Raw genomic sequence first — 14,573 nt, 5'->3', positions numbered from 1 at the left:
CAGAGTGGTTTAAACATTCTGCTGGTGGCCGCAGTTTCAGACCGTGCGTTAATGAGCGGCGGTTTATCCCACCAACCGGGGGCGTATCCCCAGATCACTGGATCAAGATGCAGCTGCTCATCACGTTCGCTCAGAAGCAGAACTTTTGTTCCTGGCGCTACATTGAATCTTCCGATGGGTTCTGAATCGTATGGAATATCGCGTACTGATTCATCAGCGAGCAGGGCAAGATAATCTTCACGCATCATTGACTGTGAAAAGCGTCCACACATAGAAACCTCCAGCCATATGTCAGACTGAAAGTATAGGGCAGTAAGAAAAAATGGTGCGCACCGTTAAAGATTTAAAAGGAGCTTGTAAGGTAAATCGGAATGATGGTTTTGTGAATTGATGAATTCCGAAAGTGAAAAGGTTACTTAATCTTTGTGTGGTAGCGATCCGGGGGGACATTTGACGGGATTATTCCCCCGTAATTCCCCGTTGCTTCCCCGTTCAGAAAACAGGCATAAAAAAACCAGCCGTAACAGGCTGGTTCTTAGAGGATTTTTTGTCGGCACGAGAGGATTTGAACCTCCGACCCCCGACACCCCATGAGGGCGAGCTACCATCTTAAGGGCAGCTTTGTGCCACAAGGGGACAGTAGACGCACTAGTTTAAAATTTAAGCTTCACCCCACCTTAATAACTTTAATAAAATAGTACAATGAGCGATACTACATAGACTAATTAATTAGATTTATTTTTCCTTTTTAAGGTGGCAACATGATGACCCGTGATGAAATCTCAAAAATAGAAAGTGGTTTTTTCTTACCTGTTTACGATACATTCGTAAAAGGATTGGTAAAAATAAACTCCGCTATTGAAGAGGATGGCAAAAAAATATCCCTGCACATTGAGGATAATTATAAACTTAATGCTCACGCAAAAAAAATAGACAATAATTTCCATATTGTTTTATTGAGTGGGTTGATACCAATAACGTTTGACATTCTTTCTGAAAATGTAGAATTCTTCATGAAAGAATATCCTGACTTGAAAGAAAAGGAATTTCCAGTTGCCTTGGGGTGTGTTTTTATTTGGCACCATATTTTCGGTCATGAATTTGGACATGTCGCTCGAGGACACCTATCATTAGTCAAAAGTAAAGAAATCAATTTGGTAGGTGATTATCAGGTTTTTTCAATGGGATACAATGTAGTCGATGAGAGTTTTAGTGAAGATCAGATTAAAACACTAATGGAATACGATGCAGATGTATTCTCAGCATACTTTGTTGCTGATGTCATTTTAAATACAATAAAAAAAGCCCCAGAGGAACAAATAGAAGAAAAAACACTTATTGGGTTATCTTTAACATCAATATTTTTTTTCTTTAACTTCCTATGTAAACTGGAAGGAAAGAAAAGTAAATATCCTCCCGCAATGGTACGCGCAAATGCCTTACAGACACATATAATTAAGCATTTAAGTAAGAAGACTAAATTAACTGATGAAGAACTGAAAGATATAATGGATATCTCTATTTTTAATGCACACTCCTATTTAGTAGATAACAAAAGATTCTTTCAATCTATGGATGATGTTAGTTTAAATGATTTGTATGAGCGTGAAAATAAAATACTAAGGCAATACCCTGCCTTTGATAAAGTCCTTACTGAAGGATTAGTGCCACATAACAATATATAACCCTTATGACTCTTGTCTGTTTATGATCAATTTTTGTATGTCCGCTCCTTGCTCATAGCGGACATTCACACCTGTAAATTCTTCACCATTGAGGTTATCCATTAGTTATAACCTTTTGAATATGAAGGGATGACAACATTGAAGCTATTGGCGAAAAAATGATGTAACGTATTGATAAAGCATGATAACACGCATGATTTAAAATCCCTTGGTTGTGAAGGTGCTTATAGGCATAGGCAGTTGTTTTTGACCTCTAAAATGGTTATCAAAACCCAAAAACATACATTGATAATCAATAGGTTAGGGGGAAGAACAATGCCAGCTTATATACAATAAAATTATAATATTGTTGTTATTTATCAGAAGGTTGTATTTGAACCATCTAACTACTGCTGCGCCACATGGGGTGGGTTGAAGCGGCTGACCTGATTGTTAAAGGTATGGAAGGCGCAATCAACGCCAAGACCGTAACCTATGACTTCGAACGTCTGATGGAAGGCGCTAAGCTGCTGAAATGTTCAGAGTTTGGTGACGCGATCATCGAAAACATGTAATCCAGATTCTGGGTTGTGTGAGAACGGGAGCCGAGAGGTTCCCGTTTTTTATGCCTGCAACATTGTTTCCCCAAAACGTTTCCCCAAAACTTTTCCCCAAAAAACAGGCGTGCTCACCCTGTTTTTACTTCGACAACTATCCAATCCTTACCCCTGTCATTGTGATATTTGTCTGTCATTACTCTTGATTTATGTTCCAATAATTTCTGGATATCAATCCCTTGTGCTTTATATCTTCTTTCTGAAAGTGATTGTTGCTTGTGGTTCGTAGTATATTGAAAGTATTCTTGGTTATTCGGTGCTCTGTATGTCCTATTCCATCGGTGAATTTGCGCGGCTTTGTGGAATAACCGCCACAACGCTGCGCGCCTGGCAACGTCGTTATGGACTTCTCAAACCACAGCGTACGGAGGGTGGGCACCGGTTGTATAGCGATGACGATATCCAACAGGCGCTTAAAATTCTCGATTGGGTGAAAAAAGGCGTACCGATAAGCCAGGTTAAACCGTTGCTGTCCCGCCCTGGTGCCCGGCGAACGAATAACTGGCTCGCTCTGCAAGAGAGTATGCTGCAGCGCCTGAACGAAGGGAAAATAGAATCTCTGCGCCAGCTTATTTATGATGCCGGCCGCGAATATCCCCGCCCTGAACTGGTGAGCGAGGTGCTGCGCCCTCTGCGAAGCCAGGTCTCAGCTAACGTGCCGGCTATCATGACGCTGCGTGAAATCCTCGATGGTATTATTATTTCTTACACCTCGTTTTGCCTGGAGGGGGATAAGCGTGCGCCGGGCGATAACTACCTGATTACAGGCTGGCATCTTACCGACCCCTGCGAGATCTGGCTTGAAGCGCTTGGTCGCACTGGACAGGGACATCGCATTGATGTGCTTCCTGTACCGCCCGCGATGCTTGCGCCTGAAATTTTCCCCGATCGCAAATGGCTGTTGGTGACGTCCGGCAAACTCACCGTAGCGCGCAAAAAACAGATAGACCTCTGGCAACAGCAGGTCAACTCCCTCGAAGTGATCCCGCTTTAATCCTCTGTCATTACCTTTCTTGTGTGTTGATTGGCCACTACCTTAGTGGCTTACGAATAAATTCTCTCAAAAATACTAAATTTTAATTTGTTGAATTAAATGAATTTATAATTATTTTTTAGTATAAACTTGGACAAATTAAAGTGTTTGTGTAAGTTTTAATTATACCGCCTACGTAATGTGTTTCACAAAAGGGTAAGAGCTATGCGCGCACCGCCATCCGTTATCGACAGGTTTGTGGATTACTACGCCAGTTTGGATCGCCAGCCCGTCCCCGCGCTTGCCGGGTTGTACGACGTGCACGCGGTACTTGTCGATCCCTTCGGGGAACATAACGGGCTGTTTGCCATTCAGCGCTATTTCTCGCATCTCCTGGCGAATGTGAATGCCTGCCGTTTTGCCATTGACCCTCCACTGTGTGAGACCGGGCGGTTTGCCGTGACGTGGACAATGTACTGGTCGCATCCGCGTATTGCTGGCGGAGAAATACGATCTTTGCCGGGATGTTCAATGGTCGAGACACATGGCGAGAAGATTTTTCGCCAGCGTGATTATTACGATGCCGGTGAGATGCTCTATGAGCATCTGCCGCTGTTGGGTTGGGCCGTTCGCCACGTTAAAAGGAGGGTGCGCGCATGATGACTGTCCTCATTACTGGCGCAAGTTCTGGGATTGGCGCCGGGCTTGCAAAATCATGGGCCGATGACGGCTGTCACGTGATTGCCTGTGGCCGCAATCCCGAAAGGCTGGAACAACTGCGCCAATCCCACGCCAACATCACAGTACGCCTGTTCGATATGACAGACAGGGACGCCTGTCGCCAGGCGTTGGCGGACTGCAAACCCGAACTGGTTATTCTCTGTGCCGGAACTTGCGAATATCTCGACCACGGCTGGATAGATGCAGGGAAGGTTGAACGGGTGATGGCGGCGAATTATCAGGGCCCCATCAACTGCCTGGCAGCGCTTCAGCCGCAGTTAACTTCCGGTAACCGCGTGGTGCTGGTCAGTTCGATGGCGCACTGGCTGCCGTTCCCACGGGCGGAAGCCTATGGTGCGTCTAAAGCCGCGCTAACCTGGTTTGCCAATAGTTTGCGTCTGGACTGGGAGCCAAAAGGTATTGCCGTGACCGTCGTTTCGCCAGGATTTGTTGATACCCCGCTTACCCGTAAAAACGATTTTCCTATGCCTGGGCAGGTGAGTGTAGAGCAGGCGGTGAAGGCTATTCGCCGTGGCCTGGCGAAAGGAAAAAATAGTATTGCCTTCCCGACAGGTTTTGGCGTGTTGCTGCGTCTGTTGGCCGGGCTGCCTGAGAGTCTCCAGCGCGCGTTGCTGCGCAGGATGGTGCGTTCATGAAAATTGCTATCATTGGCAGTGGTATTGCCGGATTAACCTGCGCCTGGCGTCTGGCCGGACATCATCAGGTGACGCTTTTTGAAGCGGCGTCGACCCCGGGCGGCCATACTGCGACGGTAGATATAGCGACTCCACAGGGGAATTTCGCGATTGATAGCGGCTTTATCGTCTACAACGACCGAACTTATCCGCGTTTTATGGGCTTGCTGAGTGAACTCGGTATCCAGGGGCAAAAAACGCAGATGAGTTTTTCGGTGCATAATACGCAAAGCGGTATGGAGTACAGCGGTCATACGCTGACTTCCTTGTTCGCCCAACGTCAGAACCTGCTCAAACCCGCATTTTGGGGAATGCTGAAAGAGATTGTCCGTTTTAATTGCCTGGCGAAACGGGCATTGAATGATGTCGATGCAAACGCCACGCTACAGACCTTCCTCGACCAGCACCATTTCAGTACGTTCTTTGCGCGTCATTATATTCTGCCGATGGGCGCAGCCATCTGGTCATCTTCGCTACAGGAGATGCGCCGTTTTCCGTTGCCGCTGTTCTTGCGCTTCTTTGAACACCACGGCCTGCTGGATATCTGGCATCGTCCGCAGTGGTTCGTGGTGCCAGGCGGATCGCGCGAGTACATTCGCGTTATGCTGGCGAAGCTGGGTGAGCGTCTGGCATTGCACCTCAATGCGCCTGTTCAGCAGGTTATTCGTCACGACAGCGGCGTCAAAATCCAGTTGGCAGGATCAGTACAGACGTTTGATCAGGTGATCTTCGCTTGTCATTCTTCGCAGGCTCTGGTCGTGCTTGGTGATGCCACCCCCGCAGAACGCGACGTGCTGGGCGCAATTAGCTGGCAGCGTAACGAGGTCGTATTGCATAGCGATCGCCGCTGGTTACCGGTACGCGAACGCGCGTGGGCAAGCTGGAATTATCGCCTGAGTGGGCAAGATCGCGCCAGCGCCTGCGTCACCTATAACATGAATATTCTCCAGGGATTACCCGAAGGAAGCCCGCTATTCTGCGTGACCCTCAACCCGGACACCCCTATTGACGAGCGATTCGTCTGGCGACGCTTTGTCTACGAGCACCCATTGTTTAATCCCGACAGCTGGCGCGCGCAGGCGCGCCGCACTGAGATCAACGGCCTGCGTCGGACCTGGTTCTGCGGGGCTTATTGGTACAACGGCTTTCATGAGGATGGCGTGCGCAGTGCGCTCGATGTAGTACACGGCATTGCCGCAGGAGAGGGGGGCTAAGATGAACAGCTGCCTGTACCACGGTGTTTTGCGCCATCGCCGCCTCCAGCCAGCAACACACCAGTTTAGTTATCAGGTGTTTATGGCGTGGCTCGATTTAGATGAACTCGCACAGCTTCCGGGCGTGGGCGTGAAATGTAATCGCTTCGCCGCGGCCGCTTTTCATGATGCGGATTACCCGCTGGGGGCACCGTTAAGAGAGAGCGTGTTGAATAAGCTTGCCTGCCTGACGGGCGAACATCCCGGGGGGCGTGTAATGCTTCTGACACAGCTGCGCTATTTCGGTTTTCATTTTAACCCGGTCAATTTTTACTACTGCTATGACCGTTCACAGCGTCTGCGCTGGGTACTGGCGGAAGTCCGCAATACACCATGGAATGAGCGACATTACTACGCTGTAGACGCACAGGAAAAGCGTCCGTCGGAAAAAGCGTTCCATGTATCGCCATTTAACCCGATGGATATGGTCTATCACTGGCGATTTAACCCGCCGGGTAAAACGCTGCATATGCATATCGAAAACCACCAGGCAGAGAAGATTTTTGATGCCAGCCTGATGCTCAAACGCGAGCCGTTGACGCAGGCGAGTTTACGCGCGTTGCTGCTACGACTGCCGTTGATGACGCTGAAAACGGTGTTCGCGATTTACTGGCAGGCGCTACGCCTGTGGCTCAAGCGAGTCCCTCTCTACAACCATCCCGTCAGCAGGAGTGAACGATCATGACCGATCCCGTCTTTGCGCTTGAACCTGATGTTCCGCGCAACCTGCGTGTGGCGCGTTGGCTTCTTTTCCGCATGCTGAGCGGCCTTCGCCAGGGTTCAGTCACGGTGCGGGAAGGGGAGCAGACCTTGCACTTTGGTGATGTTTCAACTGAATTACGCGCTGAAGTACATATTCTCTCGCCCACGGTGTACTGGCGGGTGCTGAAAGGCGGAAGTCTTGCAGCGGCTGAGGCCTGGATGGACGGAGAGTGGGAAACGCAACAGCTCACGCCGTTACTGCAAATATTTGCGCTTAACAGCACCCTACTGGGACGCCTGGAAAGCGGTTTTCGCCTGCTTGGCCGACCCGCCGAGCGTTTGCGTCACTGGACGCGTCGCAACCATCGACAACAAGCAAGAGAAAACATTGCCGCGCATTACGATCTCGGTAATGCATTTTACGCGCACTTTCTTGATGAGGATTTACTCTATTCCAGCGCTTTATTCACCTGCCCCGAGCAGTCTTTAGCGCAGGCTCAGCAGGCCAAAATGGCGCGGCTTTGCGAACAACTGGCACTGACCGCGAATGACCACCTGCTGGAGATTGGTACTGGTTGGGGGGCGATGGCGGAATACGCCGCCCGCCACTACGGTTGCCGTGTAACCACCACGACCCTGTCTCAGGAACAGTTTGCCTGGGCGAAAGCGCGGATTGCCCGCGCAGGTTTACAGGAGAGAGTCAACGTCCTGCTGTGCGACTACCGCGACCTGACCGGGGAATTCGACAAACTGGTGTCGGTTGAAATGATCGAAGCGGTTGGTCAGCGTTATCTGCCGACGTTTTTCCGTACCTGCCAGGCGCGACTGCGTCGTGGGGGAAAACTGGCGATTCAGGCCATTACCATTCAGGATCAGCGCTATCGCGAATACAGCAAAAGCGTTGATTTTATTCAGCGCTATATCTTTCCAGGGGGCTTTTTACCCAGTATCACCGCGATGAGCGGCCTGATGACAAAGCATACTGACTTTGTGGTTCGTAATCTGTTCGATATGGGGCCCGACTACGCCCGGACGCTTGCGCACTGGCGACAAGGATTTGTTCACGCCTGGCATGACATTGAAAAACTGGGATTTGATGAGCGTTTTCGTCGTATGTGGCTGTACTACTTCGGCTACTGCGAAGCCGGTTTTAACGCCCGCACGATCAGCGTGGTGCAATTGACGGCGGAACGTCCATGAACCGCCATTTACAGGTCTTTATCCTGGCTGTCGGGTTAGATCTGTACTGGCTCATGGTGGTGTTATTTCGTGAGCGCGGCCTGGCGTTATGGCTTGGGCTGGCTATTCTGGCCTGCTTCTTGCTGCCGTCTGCGCAACGTCTGTACGCGTTAATGCTGGCAGCGGTGGGTAGTGGTCTGGATGCGCTGTGGGCGTTGACGGGGTTGATTAATTTTCACGGCGAAGCATTGTTGCCGTTATGGATGGTTGCGCTTTGGCTCATGTTCGCTGTCCTGTGGACGCACCTTACCTGCTCGACTACCTTGCCGGGATGGCTGCTGGCCATAATGGCCACCGGTGGTGGGCCGATCGCCTATGTGATAGGAGAGCGTTTGGGGGCCATTACTTTTCTGGAACCAACATTTATTGTTGTTGGCTTAATGGCGACGGGCTGGCTGGTGTTGATGCTGTTTTTTCATATTTTCATGGGGAAACACTAATGAAACCTGCCTTATTGATACTGCTGGGCGTCATGGCGACGACGCCTTTTGCCGGTGCCGCTGACTGGTTAAGCTGGCGGCAAGTCGGCGATGCGACGCTCTCCTGGGGACCATTCACGATCTATACCTCACAACTGCGCACGCCGGATGGGCGCTATCGCGGGCTGAAAGAGGATCAAGCACTGATTATCACCTATCAGCGCAATATTGAACGGCAAGAACTGGTTAATGCCACCCGCGATCAATGGCGAGCGCAGGGTATTCTCGGGCGGGAAGCGCAGAGTGAGTCCTGGCTTCGCATGTTGAGTGAGATATGGCCAGACGTCGCGCTAGGTACGCAACTGGCTTTTGTATTGCAAGATAAGCAGGGGAAGTTTTGGTATCGCGCTTCAGCGGCTCAAAGGCACTTTATCCCGCTTGGCCCACCGCAGTCGGCGGCGTTCAGCGAAAACTTTCTCTCTGTCTGGCTGGGTTCCCGCACGCAATATCCTGAGCTGCGTCAGCAGCTTACTGGAGGTAAAAAATGAAACGTTTATTGGCCCTGAGCCTGCCCTTGCTGATGCAGGTGGCTGGTTGTAGCGCTGAAATTGCCGACTATCGGCAACAGCAGCCGACGCTGGATATCTTTCAGTATTTTCAGGGAGAAACGCAAGCATGGGGGATGATTCAGGACCGCAGCGGTAAACAGCTTCGTCGCTTCCATGTCGATATTAACGGCGATGTGGTGGGAGACACATTGACCCTCAACGAACGCTTTGTGTACGACGATGGAGAGAAACAGCAGCGGGTATGGCATATCCGTAAAGTTAGCGCCGATCGTTACGAAGGTATTGCCGGTGACATTGAAGGCGTGGCGAAGGGGCAAGCATCGGGCAACGCGTTCAACTGGCATTACAGCATGAATGTGAAAGCCAGCGGCAGAACCTGGTTGCTGAATTTTGACGACTGGATGTACATGCAGGATGCTAACCATCTGTTTAATAAAACGGAGATGAAGAAATTTGGCCTCACCGTCGGTACGGTGACGCTTTTCTTCTCCCGTAAAACGCGATAGTGAGGAAGAGGTCATGAAAATGCAACCCATCGTTGGGATCAGCGGCTGTTTAACGGGATCTGCCGTCCGCTTTGACGGCGGGCATAAACGGGCAGAATTTGCGATGGAGAAACTAGCCCAGTGGGTGACTTTCCAGCCTGTTTGCCCGGAGATGGCGATAGGTTTGCCTGTCCCTCGGCCAGCGCTGCGCCTGGTGCAAACGACTGTCGGGGATATTCGCATGCGTTTTAGTCACGCACCTCACGAAGACGTGACCGACGAAATGGCTGACTTCTGCCAGCGGTATCTGGCAGGGCTGGACACACTGTCCGGTTTTATCGTCTGTGCAAAATCCCCCAGTTGTGGCATGGAACGTGTGCGCTTATATGACGATAAAGGCAATCGCGGGCGTAAAGACGGGGTGGGACTGTTTACCGCCGCGCTGATGGAGAAATATCCGTGGCTACCGGTAGAAGAAGACGGGCGACTGCACGATCCGGTCCTACGCGAAAACTTCGTCGAAAGGGTTTTCGCGCTACATGAGCTCAATATGCTGCGCAAAAATGGCCTGACGCGGCGGGCGCTACTGGATTTTCATAGCCGTTATAAATTGCAATTGCTGGCTCACCATCAGGCCGGATACAGGCAAATTGGCCCATTTGTCGCATCACTGCATGAATGGGAGGATCTGGAGGCTTTCTTTGCGGTATACCGGAATAATTTAATGACAATTCTGAAGAAACCCACCTCACGTAAAAACCACACAAACGTGCTTATGCACATTCAGGGGTACTTCCGTAATCAATTAACAATGCGTCAGCGCGGCGAGTTGCGCGAGGTGATCCTTCATTACCGCGCAGGACTACTGCCCATCCTGGCCCCGATGACGTTGCTGAAACATTATCTGGCGGAATACCCGGACGATTATCTGCTGACGCAGAATTACTTTGATCCCTACCCGCAAGAATTAGCATTGCGACTGAATGTTAATTGATCATGACTGATAAATAGAACCGAGCAGAGTGATAATTTATGTCGTGTTCGAATCTTTAATTACCGCTCTTCGCTCATAGTAGACGTCAGCTTTACCTTTATCGGTATTGTGTATGTCTATAATTTAATCTTATTTCCCGATAAGTGTTACTTTTAACCTTCGTGAAAAAGAAACAAAATCATTCCTGCCATACAGTTTAAACAAATTGAACCATCGGTTCTTACCGAGATGATTTAGTTTGATTAATTGAGGTTTATAATGGTAGCACATTATAAAAATACCCTGATCATCATCCACAATATTGTTTTTAAACGTTGTCATTTGGCACTGACAAACCAATTCATAAAATTCTTTCCATTTATTTTGTGTTGCAACAATGGCACCGCCAATAATATAAGAGCGATTATTAATCATGTGATCGAAAACCTGATGAAGCGTTTTGACAGTTAACCCTTTTTTTACTGTGAATAAGTTAACTTTGTTGACGTCAAAACGATAATCCCAGCGAGATAATCCATCTATTACTTTCGCATTACGACAGTAACCAAAATCAACCCATGCAACCATATTATTATTTACAAGGTTTAACTCTATTGCCTTATTTACAAAGTATGTCTTCAGGTTGCAAACTAGTACGTAGTCTGAGGACCAGTATTCAGGGTTTATTAGTTGGCGAGTTTCAAGTTTATTTCTAAACTCATCATTTCTCTGGATCTGAGAAATCCTGTTTTTAATGTGTTGAAATTTTTTATTAATATCTAAGGGGATTACAACAGTACGTTTACCATTTCTAATTTTTTCTATTTTTGGTTTAAGATCGCAGGATGTAAATATAACCATGTCATTATCTAACTCAGACAAGTTTTTAAAATAATCGATGTAGGTATCAGATGTTCTCTCTAGATGAGGAGAGAAACCTTTATCACTCGTCCAGTTTCCGCGTCCTATATCGAAAAATGCTGTAACGATGGTAATAGATGAATTCATTTCTATGTAGTCCGTTTTTCAATCCAATAACCATTTGATTATGGGAAATATATTTTTGATATCTGTAATAATACGGTATTCTAACAGTATCAATATGAAGCAGGAAGCATAATGTGCTATGTAAAATGATAAATAATTGTTACCAACCGCGCAGATTGTACTTCTCCGGCAGTGAATTAAGGCGTTTAATCTGAAAGCAGCCACATATCGGCTTCTTCAAACATTTCCTGAACAGTGCGACTAATCTGTTCTTTCTCGTGCTTACTGGCGTCAGTGTTGATCGCTGGGAGAGTCAGCATCGGTTTAACCCGGACATCAGCATCTGGAAAGATCCGCTGTACTCTCTTTCTCAATTCGCCCAGAATGATCTCATTTGCGCCTGGTAGACCATCAAAATTCCTTTTGTCATAAACGAGTTCCACGAACATTGTTACTTGCCTTTATCTGTATAAACATACAGTGCTTATACTGTGTTTTTATCTGATATACAAGTGGCGACGTCAATACGAATTGACGTCGCCTGGTGATGATAATGTAATGAGGAGAGAGAAAGAAACATAAGCATTATGATGACTAATAAATAAACTAATGCTTTCTTGGTGTTTTAGTGCCTATGTTTCTAAGATTATTATTTCAGGTGTTTATGCTCAGGCATCATTCGTAAAAGGGTATTGTCCTTCTGTATGGCATGATGAAATAATGCCGCACCCGCATGGGCAGCAATCAGGAAATACCCTACATTTGCCAGAGTTTCATGAATAGTTTTTATAACGGCCTTTATTTCACCGTTGCTATGAAAGAAGGCGGGAATGTTTAGCCCTAAAAAATACCAACTCTTACCGCCGTAAGCCATCGTCAAGATACCTAATAACGGTAGCGCCAGAAAAGAGACATAGAGCATGATATGCATTAATTTGGCTGATATCCTCTGCCACTGGGGGGGCGTAGGTATGATAGCTGGATCGTCATACTTATGTTTGAGAATTAAACGTATTATCATTAAACACCAGACAAATACCCCAGCATTATAGTGTGTTTCTTTCATCAACAGATAGGGAGTGCTGCCTTTGGGAAACCAGCCGCGAAATTCCATTGCGGCATAGGTTATCGCGATTAACACCAGAGTTAACCAGTGCAAGCGAATCTGAAGCCTTGAGAATCTGTTCATTATTTTTCCTCGAATGATACGCCACCACAACCGTATCGTATTAAGCTTAACAAATCCTTATTTTCATTAAGAGATTAGGGTTTCGTTATGTCTGCTTCGGGTAACACGATCGGATAGTTGATTGGTGTGTTCACTGTGAGTTTGTCACGATTCATTTTTTGACGAGATTTTGTACGGGAAAACGTGTAGAGCATTGGCAGCAATTGGGTAAACGCCGAGGCTTTCTGTTCTGGCCTTGATTTCCTCAAATGGGAGTGAAGGAGACGGTTCCCGTCCTCCCCAGAGATTGATCCCTTCCGGAATGTCGTCTCTGCCGTATTCCTCGGCGATCTCAATCGTTTTGCCGTTATTCAATTCGATGACAACGCTTTTTCCATCTACAGGGATCAGATTTCCGTCATTATCAGTAATAAATATTTTCATTTGCTCGCCTCCTGGTTATGCCTTCATATGATAGCGCATTAAATGCGCTGCAATACTGCTATTGCACTGAAAATACTCAATGATTATTTACTATTAATCAATACGTTATGATGTGATTTAGAAAATGTGATTGGTTTCATGGCGATTTATGTTGCGGTCTACCATGCTCAGTAGAGACAAACTTGACTCAGTCAACGTTCGTTTTACGGGTTCATTTTTCGCCACAGGATATAAGAATGCGCAAAGTACCGTTAACGATACTTGCTGCGATATGTCTGTTCGTAATCGGCGTTTTTATTCTCAACATGCAGCTTTGGTATTCCTCATCGATGGAAGCTCTTGGGGAAGCACGATATGCCGCGAAAAAATGGATAACATACTTAATGAAGCTTTCCAGGCAACGGATACAGCTAAGCGCATCGCTGAGAAGAAATGCGATCTGGAGAGCTAATATCAGCTCGGAACTGAAGCCGCGCTTCGGCCTTATCTACGAACGTTGATTATTATTCGGCAAGGGAGGGTTTGGTGCACCTCACTGCCTGGTAATCGGATCCTGCTGAAGCAAATTCCCGTGATACCTGATACAAATTTGCTGTTGGCCCCAGCACAAAATACGGTGAATGAGATACCTGTTCTGCTTTATTAAACTCATTTTCAAACAAGTAGCATCATTATCACAATAAGTGGTGTGCATATCCGGGGCGCATTGAATGTCCCATTTAAAGGACTGTCCTATTCGTTGCGGGTGGGCGACAAAGTACTTGATTCATTGATGGAAGTGAGAATAGGGTTGAATTGGCCGTAGAAATCCTGTGTTTTTCTTTATCGTGAGATAAATCTCAGATCGCGCTATTCAAAAAATATATCCTTAGTCATGTGGTGGTTATTTGCATTTTTACATACAGCAAACGGATAACAGCATGACTGATATAGCATTTACCAGGGCACGCGATTCAAATCGTGGAGTGAAAGTAGTACATAAGAAAAAATTGGATGTGCGCAGTAACGGTAAGTACACAAACCGGGACCAACTAGCAATCGCCGCTGTTCTGTTTTTAGGCGGTATCGCCGGAGCTATTGTTTTGGCAATGTACTTAATGATGCAGGAGGGCGTTTTTCTGTACTGATTGTTTAATTTTTCTTATGTTTTATTAAGGCGTGTATTGAGTCGCTACTACCATCTCTCAGTAATGTTCAATATTATTAACCATCAATTAAGTTAAGCAGGTATTCCTGAAAATACCTGCTTAAAATATCACTTAGAACAATACACTCTGGCTTCACGAGGGGTATAGATGCCAATCGTGATGATGCGCAAGAAAACATCCATACCCGACTCCTGAACTTCAGTGCGAACAACCTTGTCTGCACCGCCGCAAACAGAAGCTGCATCGATGGTTTGTGACTGGCCAATACCATTAATAAAAAAATTCTGTCTGGTTTCCTGTGTGGGTTTTTCTGCAATACCGTTGTTAATTTTAAAGGTTTGCTGAGCGCAACCGGATAAAGCTGTTGCAGCAATAATCGCAAGCATTAACTTTTTCATTTTTACCATTCTCAAGTGTTGGATACTGAGAAAATGATCTTCTTTAATGTCGCTGGTACATATCCGACCAGCGTTTATGCATGACAGTATTGTGCTGGCTGTTTATTTATTATTTAGTT

Annotated in this window: 18 protein-coding genes, 1 tRNA gene and 3 pseudogenes; 14 read left to right on the top strand and 8 right to left on the bottom strand. The window is 47.0% G+C overall.

Features of this window, described 5'->3' with window-relative positions:
- Positions 1-272, bottom strand: a 272-nt coding sequence (locus OGV69_RS08100) for an SOS response-associated peptidase family protein (RefSeq protein ID WP_286469228.1), incomplete at its 3' end; no start/stop codon positions are given.
- A gap of 279 nt (positions 273-551) precedes the next feature.
- Positions 552-628, bottom strand: a tRNA-OTHER gene (locus OGV69_RS08095).
- 133 nt (positions 629-761) lie between these two features.
- Between OGV69_RS08095 and OGV69_RS08090 the strand changes: the two genes are divergently transcribed.
- Both OGV69_RS08090 and OGV69_RS08085 read left to right on the top strand, forming a co-directional pair.
- Entirely contained in the window at positions 762-1,685 is a 924-nt protein-coding gene (locus OGV69_RS08090; RefSeq protein WP_069324323.1) for a M48 family metalloprotease, read from the top strand.
- A gap of 386 nt (positions 1,686-2,071) precedes the next feature.
- Positions 2,072-2,239: pseudogene (locus tag OGV69_RS08085) on the top strand (isocitrate/isopropylmalate family dehydrogenase); the annotation flags it as partial.
- Positions 2,240-2,352: 113 nt separating this feature from the next.
- Here the strand turns inward: OGV69_RS08085 and OGV69_RS08080 are convergent.
- Positions 2,353-2,508, bottom strand: a pseudogene (locus OGV69_RS08080) (integrase); the annotation flags it as partial.
- Positions 2,509-2,546: 38 nt separating this feature from the next.
- Here OGV69_RS08080 and OGV69_RS08075 point away from each other — a divergent pair.
- From OGV69_RS08075 to OGV69_RS08030, 10 genes are all read left to right on the top strand, one after another.
- Positions 2,547-3,275 carry a MerR family transcriptional regulator gene (locus tag OGV69_RS08075; protein ID WP_038639917.1) on the top strand — a complete coding sequence of 243 codons (729 nt, stop codon included), beginning with the start codon at positions 2,547-2,549 and terminating at the stop codon, positions 3,273-3,275.
- Positions 3,276-3,479: 204 nt separating this feature from the next.
- Entirely contained in the window at positions 3,480-3,914 is a 435-nt protein-coding gene (locus OGV69_RS08070) for a nuclear transport factor 2 family protein (RefSeq protein ID WP_038639921.1), read from the top strand.
- Entirely contained in the window at positions 3,911-4,630 is a 720-nt protein-coding gene (locus tag OGV69_RS08065) for an SDR family NAD(P)-dependent oxidoreductase (protein ID WP_069324322.1), read from the top strand. The genes OGV69_RS08070 and OGV69_RS08065 overlap by 4 nt, the downstream gene beginning before the upstream one ends.
- A complete protein-coding gene (locus tag OGV69_RS08060) occupies positions 4,627-5,883 on the top strand; it encodes an NAD(P)/FAD-dependent oxidoreductase (protein ID WP_069324321.1) in 1,257 nt (418 codons plus the stop codon). The genes OGV69_RS08065 and OGV69_RS08060 overlap by 4 nt, the downstream gene beginning before the upstream one ends.
- 1 nt (position 5,884) lies before the next feature.
- Positions 5,885-6,607 (top strand): DUF1365 domain-containing protein, encoded by a 723-nt coding sequence (locus OGV69_RS08055; protein ID WP_069324320.1) that lies wholly within the window; start codon positions 5,885-5,887, stop codon positions 6,605-6,607.
- Positions 6,604-7,824 carry an SAM-dependent methyltransferase gene (locus OGV69_RS08050; RefSeq protein WP_069324319.1) on the top strand — a complete coding sequence of 407 codons (1,221 nt, stop codon included), beginning with the start codon at positions 6,604-6,606 and terminating at the stop codon, positions 7,822-7,824. Before OGV69_RS08055 ends, OGV69_RS08050 begins: the two co-directional genes overlap by 4 nt.
- Positions 7,821-8,303 (top strand): DUF2878 domain-containing protein, encoded by a 483-nt coding sequence (locus OGV69_RS08045; RefSeq protein ID WP_069324318.1) that lies wholly within the window; start codon positions 7,821-7,823, stop codon positions 8,301-8,303. The genes OGV69_RS08050 and OGV69_RS08045 overlap by 4 nt, the downstream gene beginning before the upstream one ends.
- Entirely contained in the window at positions 8,303-8,830 is a 528-nt protein-coding gene (locus OGV69_RS08040; protein ID WP_069324317.1) for a hypothetical protein, read from the top strand. The genes OGV69_RS08045 and OGV69_RS08040 overlap by 1 nt, the downstream gene beginning before the upstream one ends.
- Entirely contained in the window at positions 8,827-9,357 is a 531-nt protein-coding gene (locus OGV69_RS08035) for a DUF3833 domain-containing protein (protein WP_069324316.1), read from the top strand. The genes OGV69_RS08040 and OGV69_RS08035 overlap by 4 nt, the downstream gene beginning before the upstream one ends.
- Positions 9,358-9,370: 13 nt before the next feature.
- A complete protein-coding gene (locus tag OGV69_RS08030) occupies positions 9,371-10,330 on the top strand; it encodes a YbgA family protein (RefSeq protein ID WP_069324315.1) in 960 nt (319 codons plus the stop codon).
- Between the two features lie 129 nt (positions 10,331-10,459).
- On the opposite strand, the gene yibB is transcribed toward OGV69_RS08030, so the two are convergent.
- The 4 genes from yibB to OGV69_RS08010 all read right to left on the bottom strand — a co-directional run bounded on the left by yibB (position 10,460) and on the right by OGV69_RS08010 (position 12,908).
- Complete coding sequence (yibB, locus tag OGV69_RS08025) at positions 10,460-11,317, bottom strand: protein YibB (protein ID WP_069324314.1); 858 nt, start codon at positions 11,315-11,317, stop codon at positions 10,460-10,462.
- A gap of 185 nt (positions 11,318-11,502) precedes the next feature.
- Entirely contained in the window at positions 11,503-11,745 is a 243-nt protein-coding gene (locus OGV69_RS08020) for a DinI-like family protein (RefSeq protein WP_069324313.1), read from the bottom strand.
- 200 nt (positions 11,746-11,945) lie between these two features.
- On the bottom strand, positions 11,946-12,485 hold the full coding sequence (locus OGV69_RS08015; protein ID WP_069324312.1) for a cytochrome b: 540 nt from the start codon (positions 12,483-12,485) through the stop codon (positions 11,946-11,948).
- Between the two features lie 144 nt (positions 12,486-12,629).
- Complete coding sequence (locus OGV69_RS08010; protein ID WP_038639964.1) at positions 12,630-12,908, bottom strand: hypothetical protein; 279 nt, start codon at positions 12,906-12,908, stop codon at positions 12,630-12,632.
- A 236-nt stretch (positions 12,909-13,144) separates the two neighbouring features.
- Between OGV69_RS08010 and OGV69_RS08005 the strand changes: the two are divergent.
- A pseudogene (locus tag OGV69_RS08005) lies at positions 13,145-13,671 on the top strand (CSS-motif domain-containing protein); the annotation flags it as partial.
- A 157-nt stretch (positions 13,672-13,828) separates the two neighbouring features.
- Positions 13,829-14,035: a hypothetical protein gene (locus OGV69_RS08000; protein ID WP_038639967.1), complete on the top strand. Its 207-nt coding sequence runs from the start codon at positions 13,829-13,831 to the stop codon at positions 14,033-14,035.
- A gap of 128 nt (positions 14,036-14,163) precedes the next feature.
- On the opposite strand, the gene OGV69_RS07995 is transcribed toward OGV69_RS08000, so the two are convergent.
- A complete protein-coding gene (locus tag OGV69_RS07995; protein ID WP_069324330.1) occupies positions 14,164-14,454 on the bottom strand; it encodes a Bor family protein in 291 nt (96 codons plus the stop codon).
- Positions 14,455-14,573 lie beyond the last annotated feature (119 nt).

The organism is Citrobacter sp. Cc139, assembly GCF_030334645.1.
GTDB classification, from domain to species: domain Bacteria; phylum Pseudomonadota; class Gammaproteobacteria; order Enterobacterales; family Enterobacteriaceae; genus Citrobacter; species Citrobacter werkmanii.
This window is presented reverse-complemented; position numbering and strand designations above follow the sequence as displayed.

Coding starts and splice junctions, on each gene's coding strand:
- OGV69_RS08020 (WP_069324313.1), bottom strand. CDS start 11,745: ATGTTCGTGGAACTCGTTTATGACAAAAGGAATTTTGATGGTCTACCA.
- yibB (WP_069324314.1), bottom strand. CDS start 11,317: ATGAATTCATCTATTACCATCGTTACAGCATTTTTCGATATAGGACGC.
- OGV69_RS08065 (WP_069324322.1), top strand. CDS start 3,911: ATGATGACTGTCCTCATTACTGGCGCAAGTTCTGGGATTGGCGCCGGG.
- OGV69_RS08090 (WP_069324323.1), top strand. CDS start 762: ATGATGACCCGTGATGAAATCTCAAAAATAGAAAGTGGTTTTTTCTTA.
- OGV69_RS08045 (WP_069324318.1), top strand. CDS start 7,821: ATGAACCGCCATTTACAGGTCTTTATCCTGGCTGTCGGGTTAGATCTG.
- OGV69_RS08055 (WP_069324320.1), top strand. CDS start 5,885: ATGAACAGCTGCCTGTACCACGGTGTTTTGCGCCATCGCCGCCTCCAG.
- OGV69_RS08035 (WP_069324316.1), top strand. CDS start 8,827: ATGAAACGTTTATTGGCCCTGAGCCTGCCCTTGCTGATGCAGGTGGCT.
- OGV69_RS08075 (WP_038639917.1), top strand. CDS start 2,547: ATGTCCTATTCCATCGGTGAATTTGCGCGGCTTTGTGGAATAACCGCC.
- OGV69_RS08015 (WP_069324312.1), bottom strand. CDS start 12,485: ATGAACAGATTCTCAAGGCTTCAGATTCGCTTGCACTGGTTAACTCTG.
- OGV69_RS08070 (WP_038639921.1), top strand. CDS start 3,480: ATGCGCGCACCGCCATCCGTTATCGACAGGTTTGTGGATTACTACGCC.
- OGV69_RS08040 (WP_069324317.1), top strand. CDS start 8,303: ATGAAACCTGCCTTATTGATACTGCTGGGCGTCATGGCGACGACGCCT.
- OGV69_RS08010 (WP_038639964.1), bottom strand. CDS start 12,908: ATGAAAATATTTATTACTGATAATGACGGAAATCTGATCCCTGTAGAT.
- OGV69_RS08000 (WP_038639967.1), top strand. CDS start 13,829: ATGACTGATATAGCATTTACCAGGGCACGCGATTCAAATCGTGGAGTG.
- OGV69_RS08050 (WP_069324319.1), top strand. CDS start 6,604: ATGACCGATCCCGTCTTTGCGCTTGAACCTGATGTTCCGCGCAACCTG.
- OGV69_RS08030 (WP_069324315.1), top strand. CDS start 9,371: ATGAAAATGCAACCCATCGTTGGGATCAGCGGCTGTTTAACGGGATCT.
- OGV69_RS08060 (WP_069324321.1), top strand. CDS start 4,627: ATGAAAATTGCTATCATTGGCAGTGGTATTGCCGGATTAACCTGCGCC.
- OGV69_RS07995 (WP_069324330.1), bottom strand. CDS start 14,454: ATGAAAAAGTTAATGCTTGCGATTATTGCTGCAACAGCTTTATCCGGT.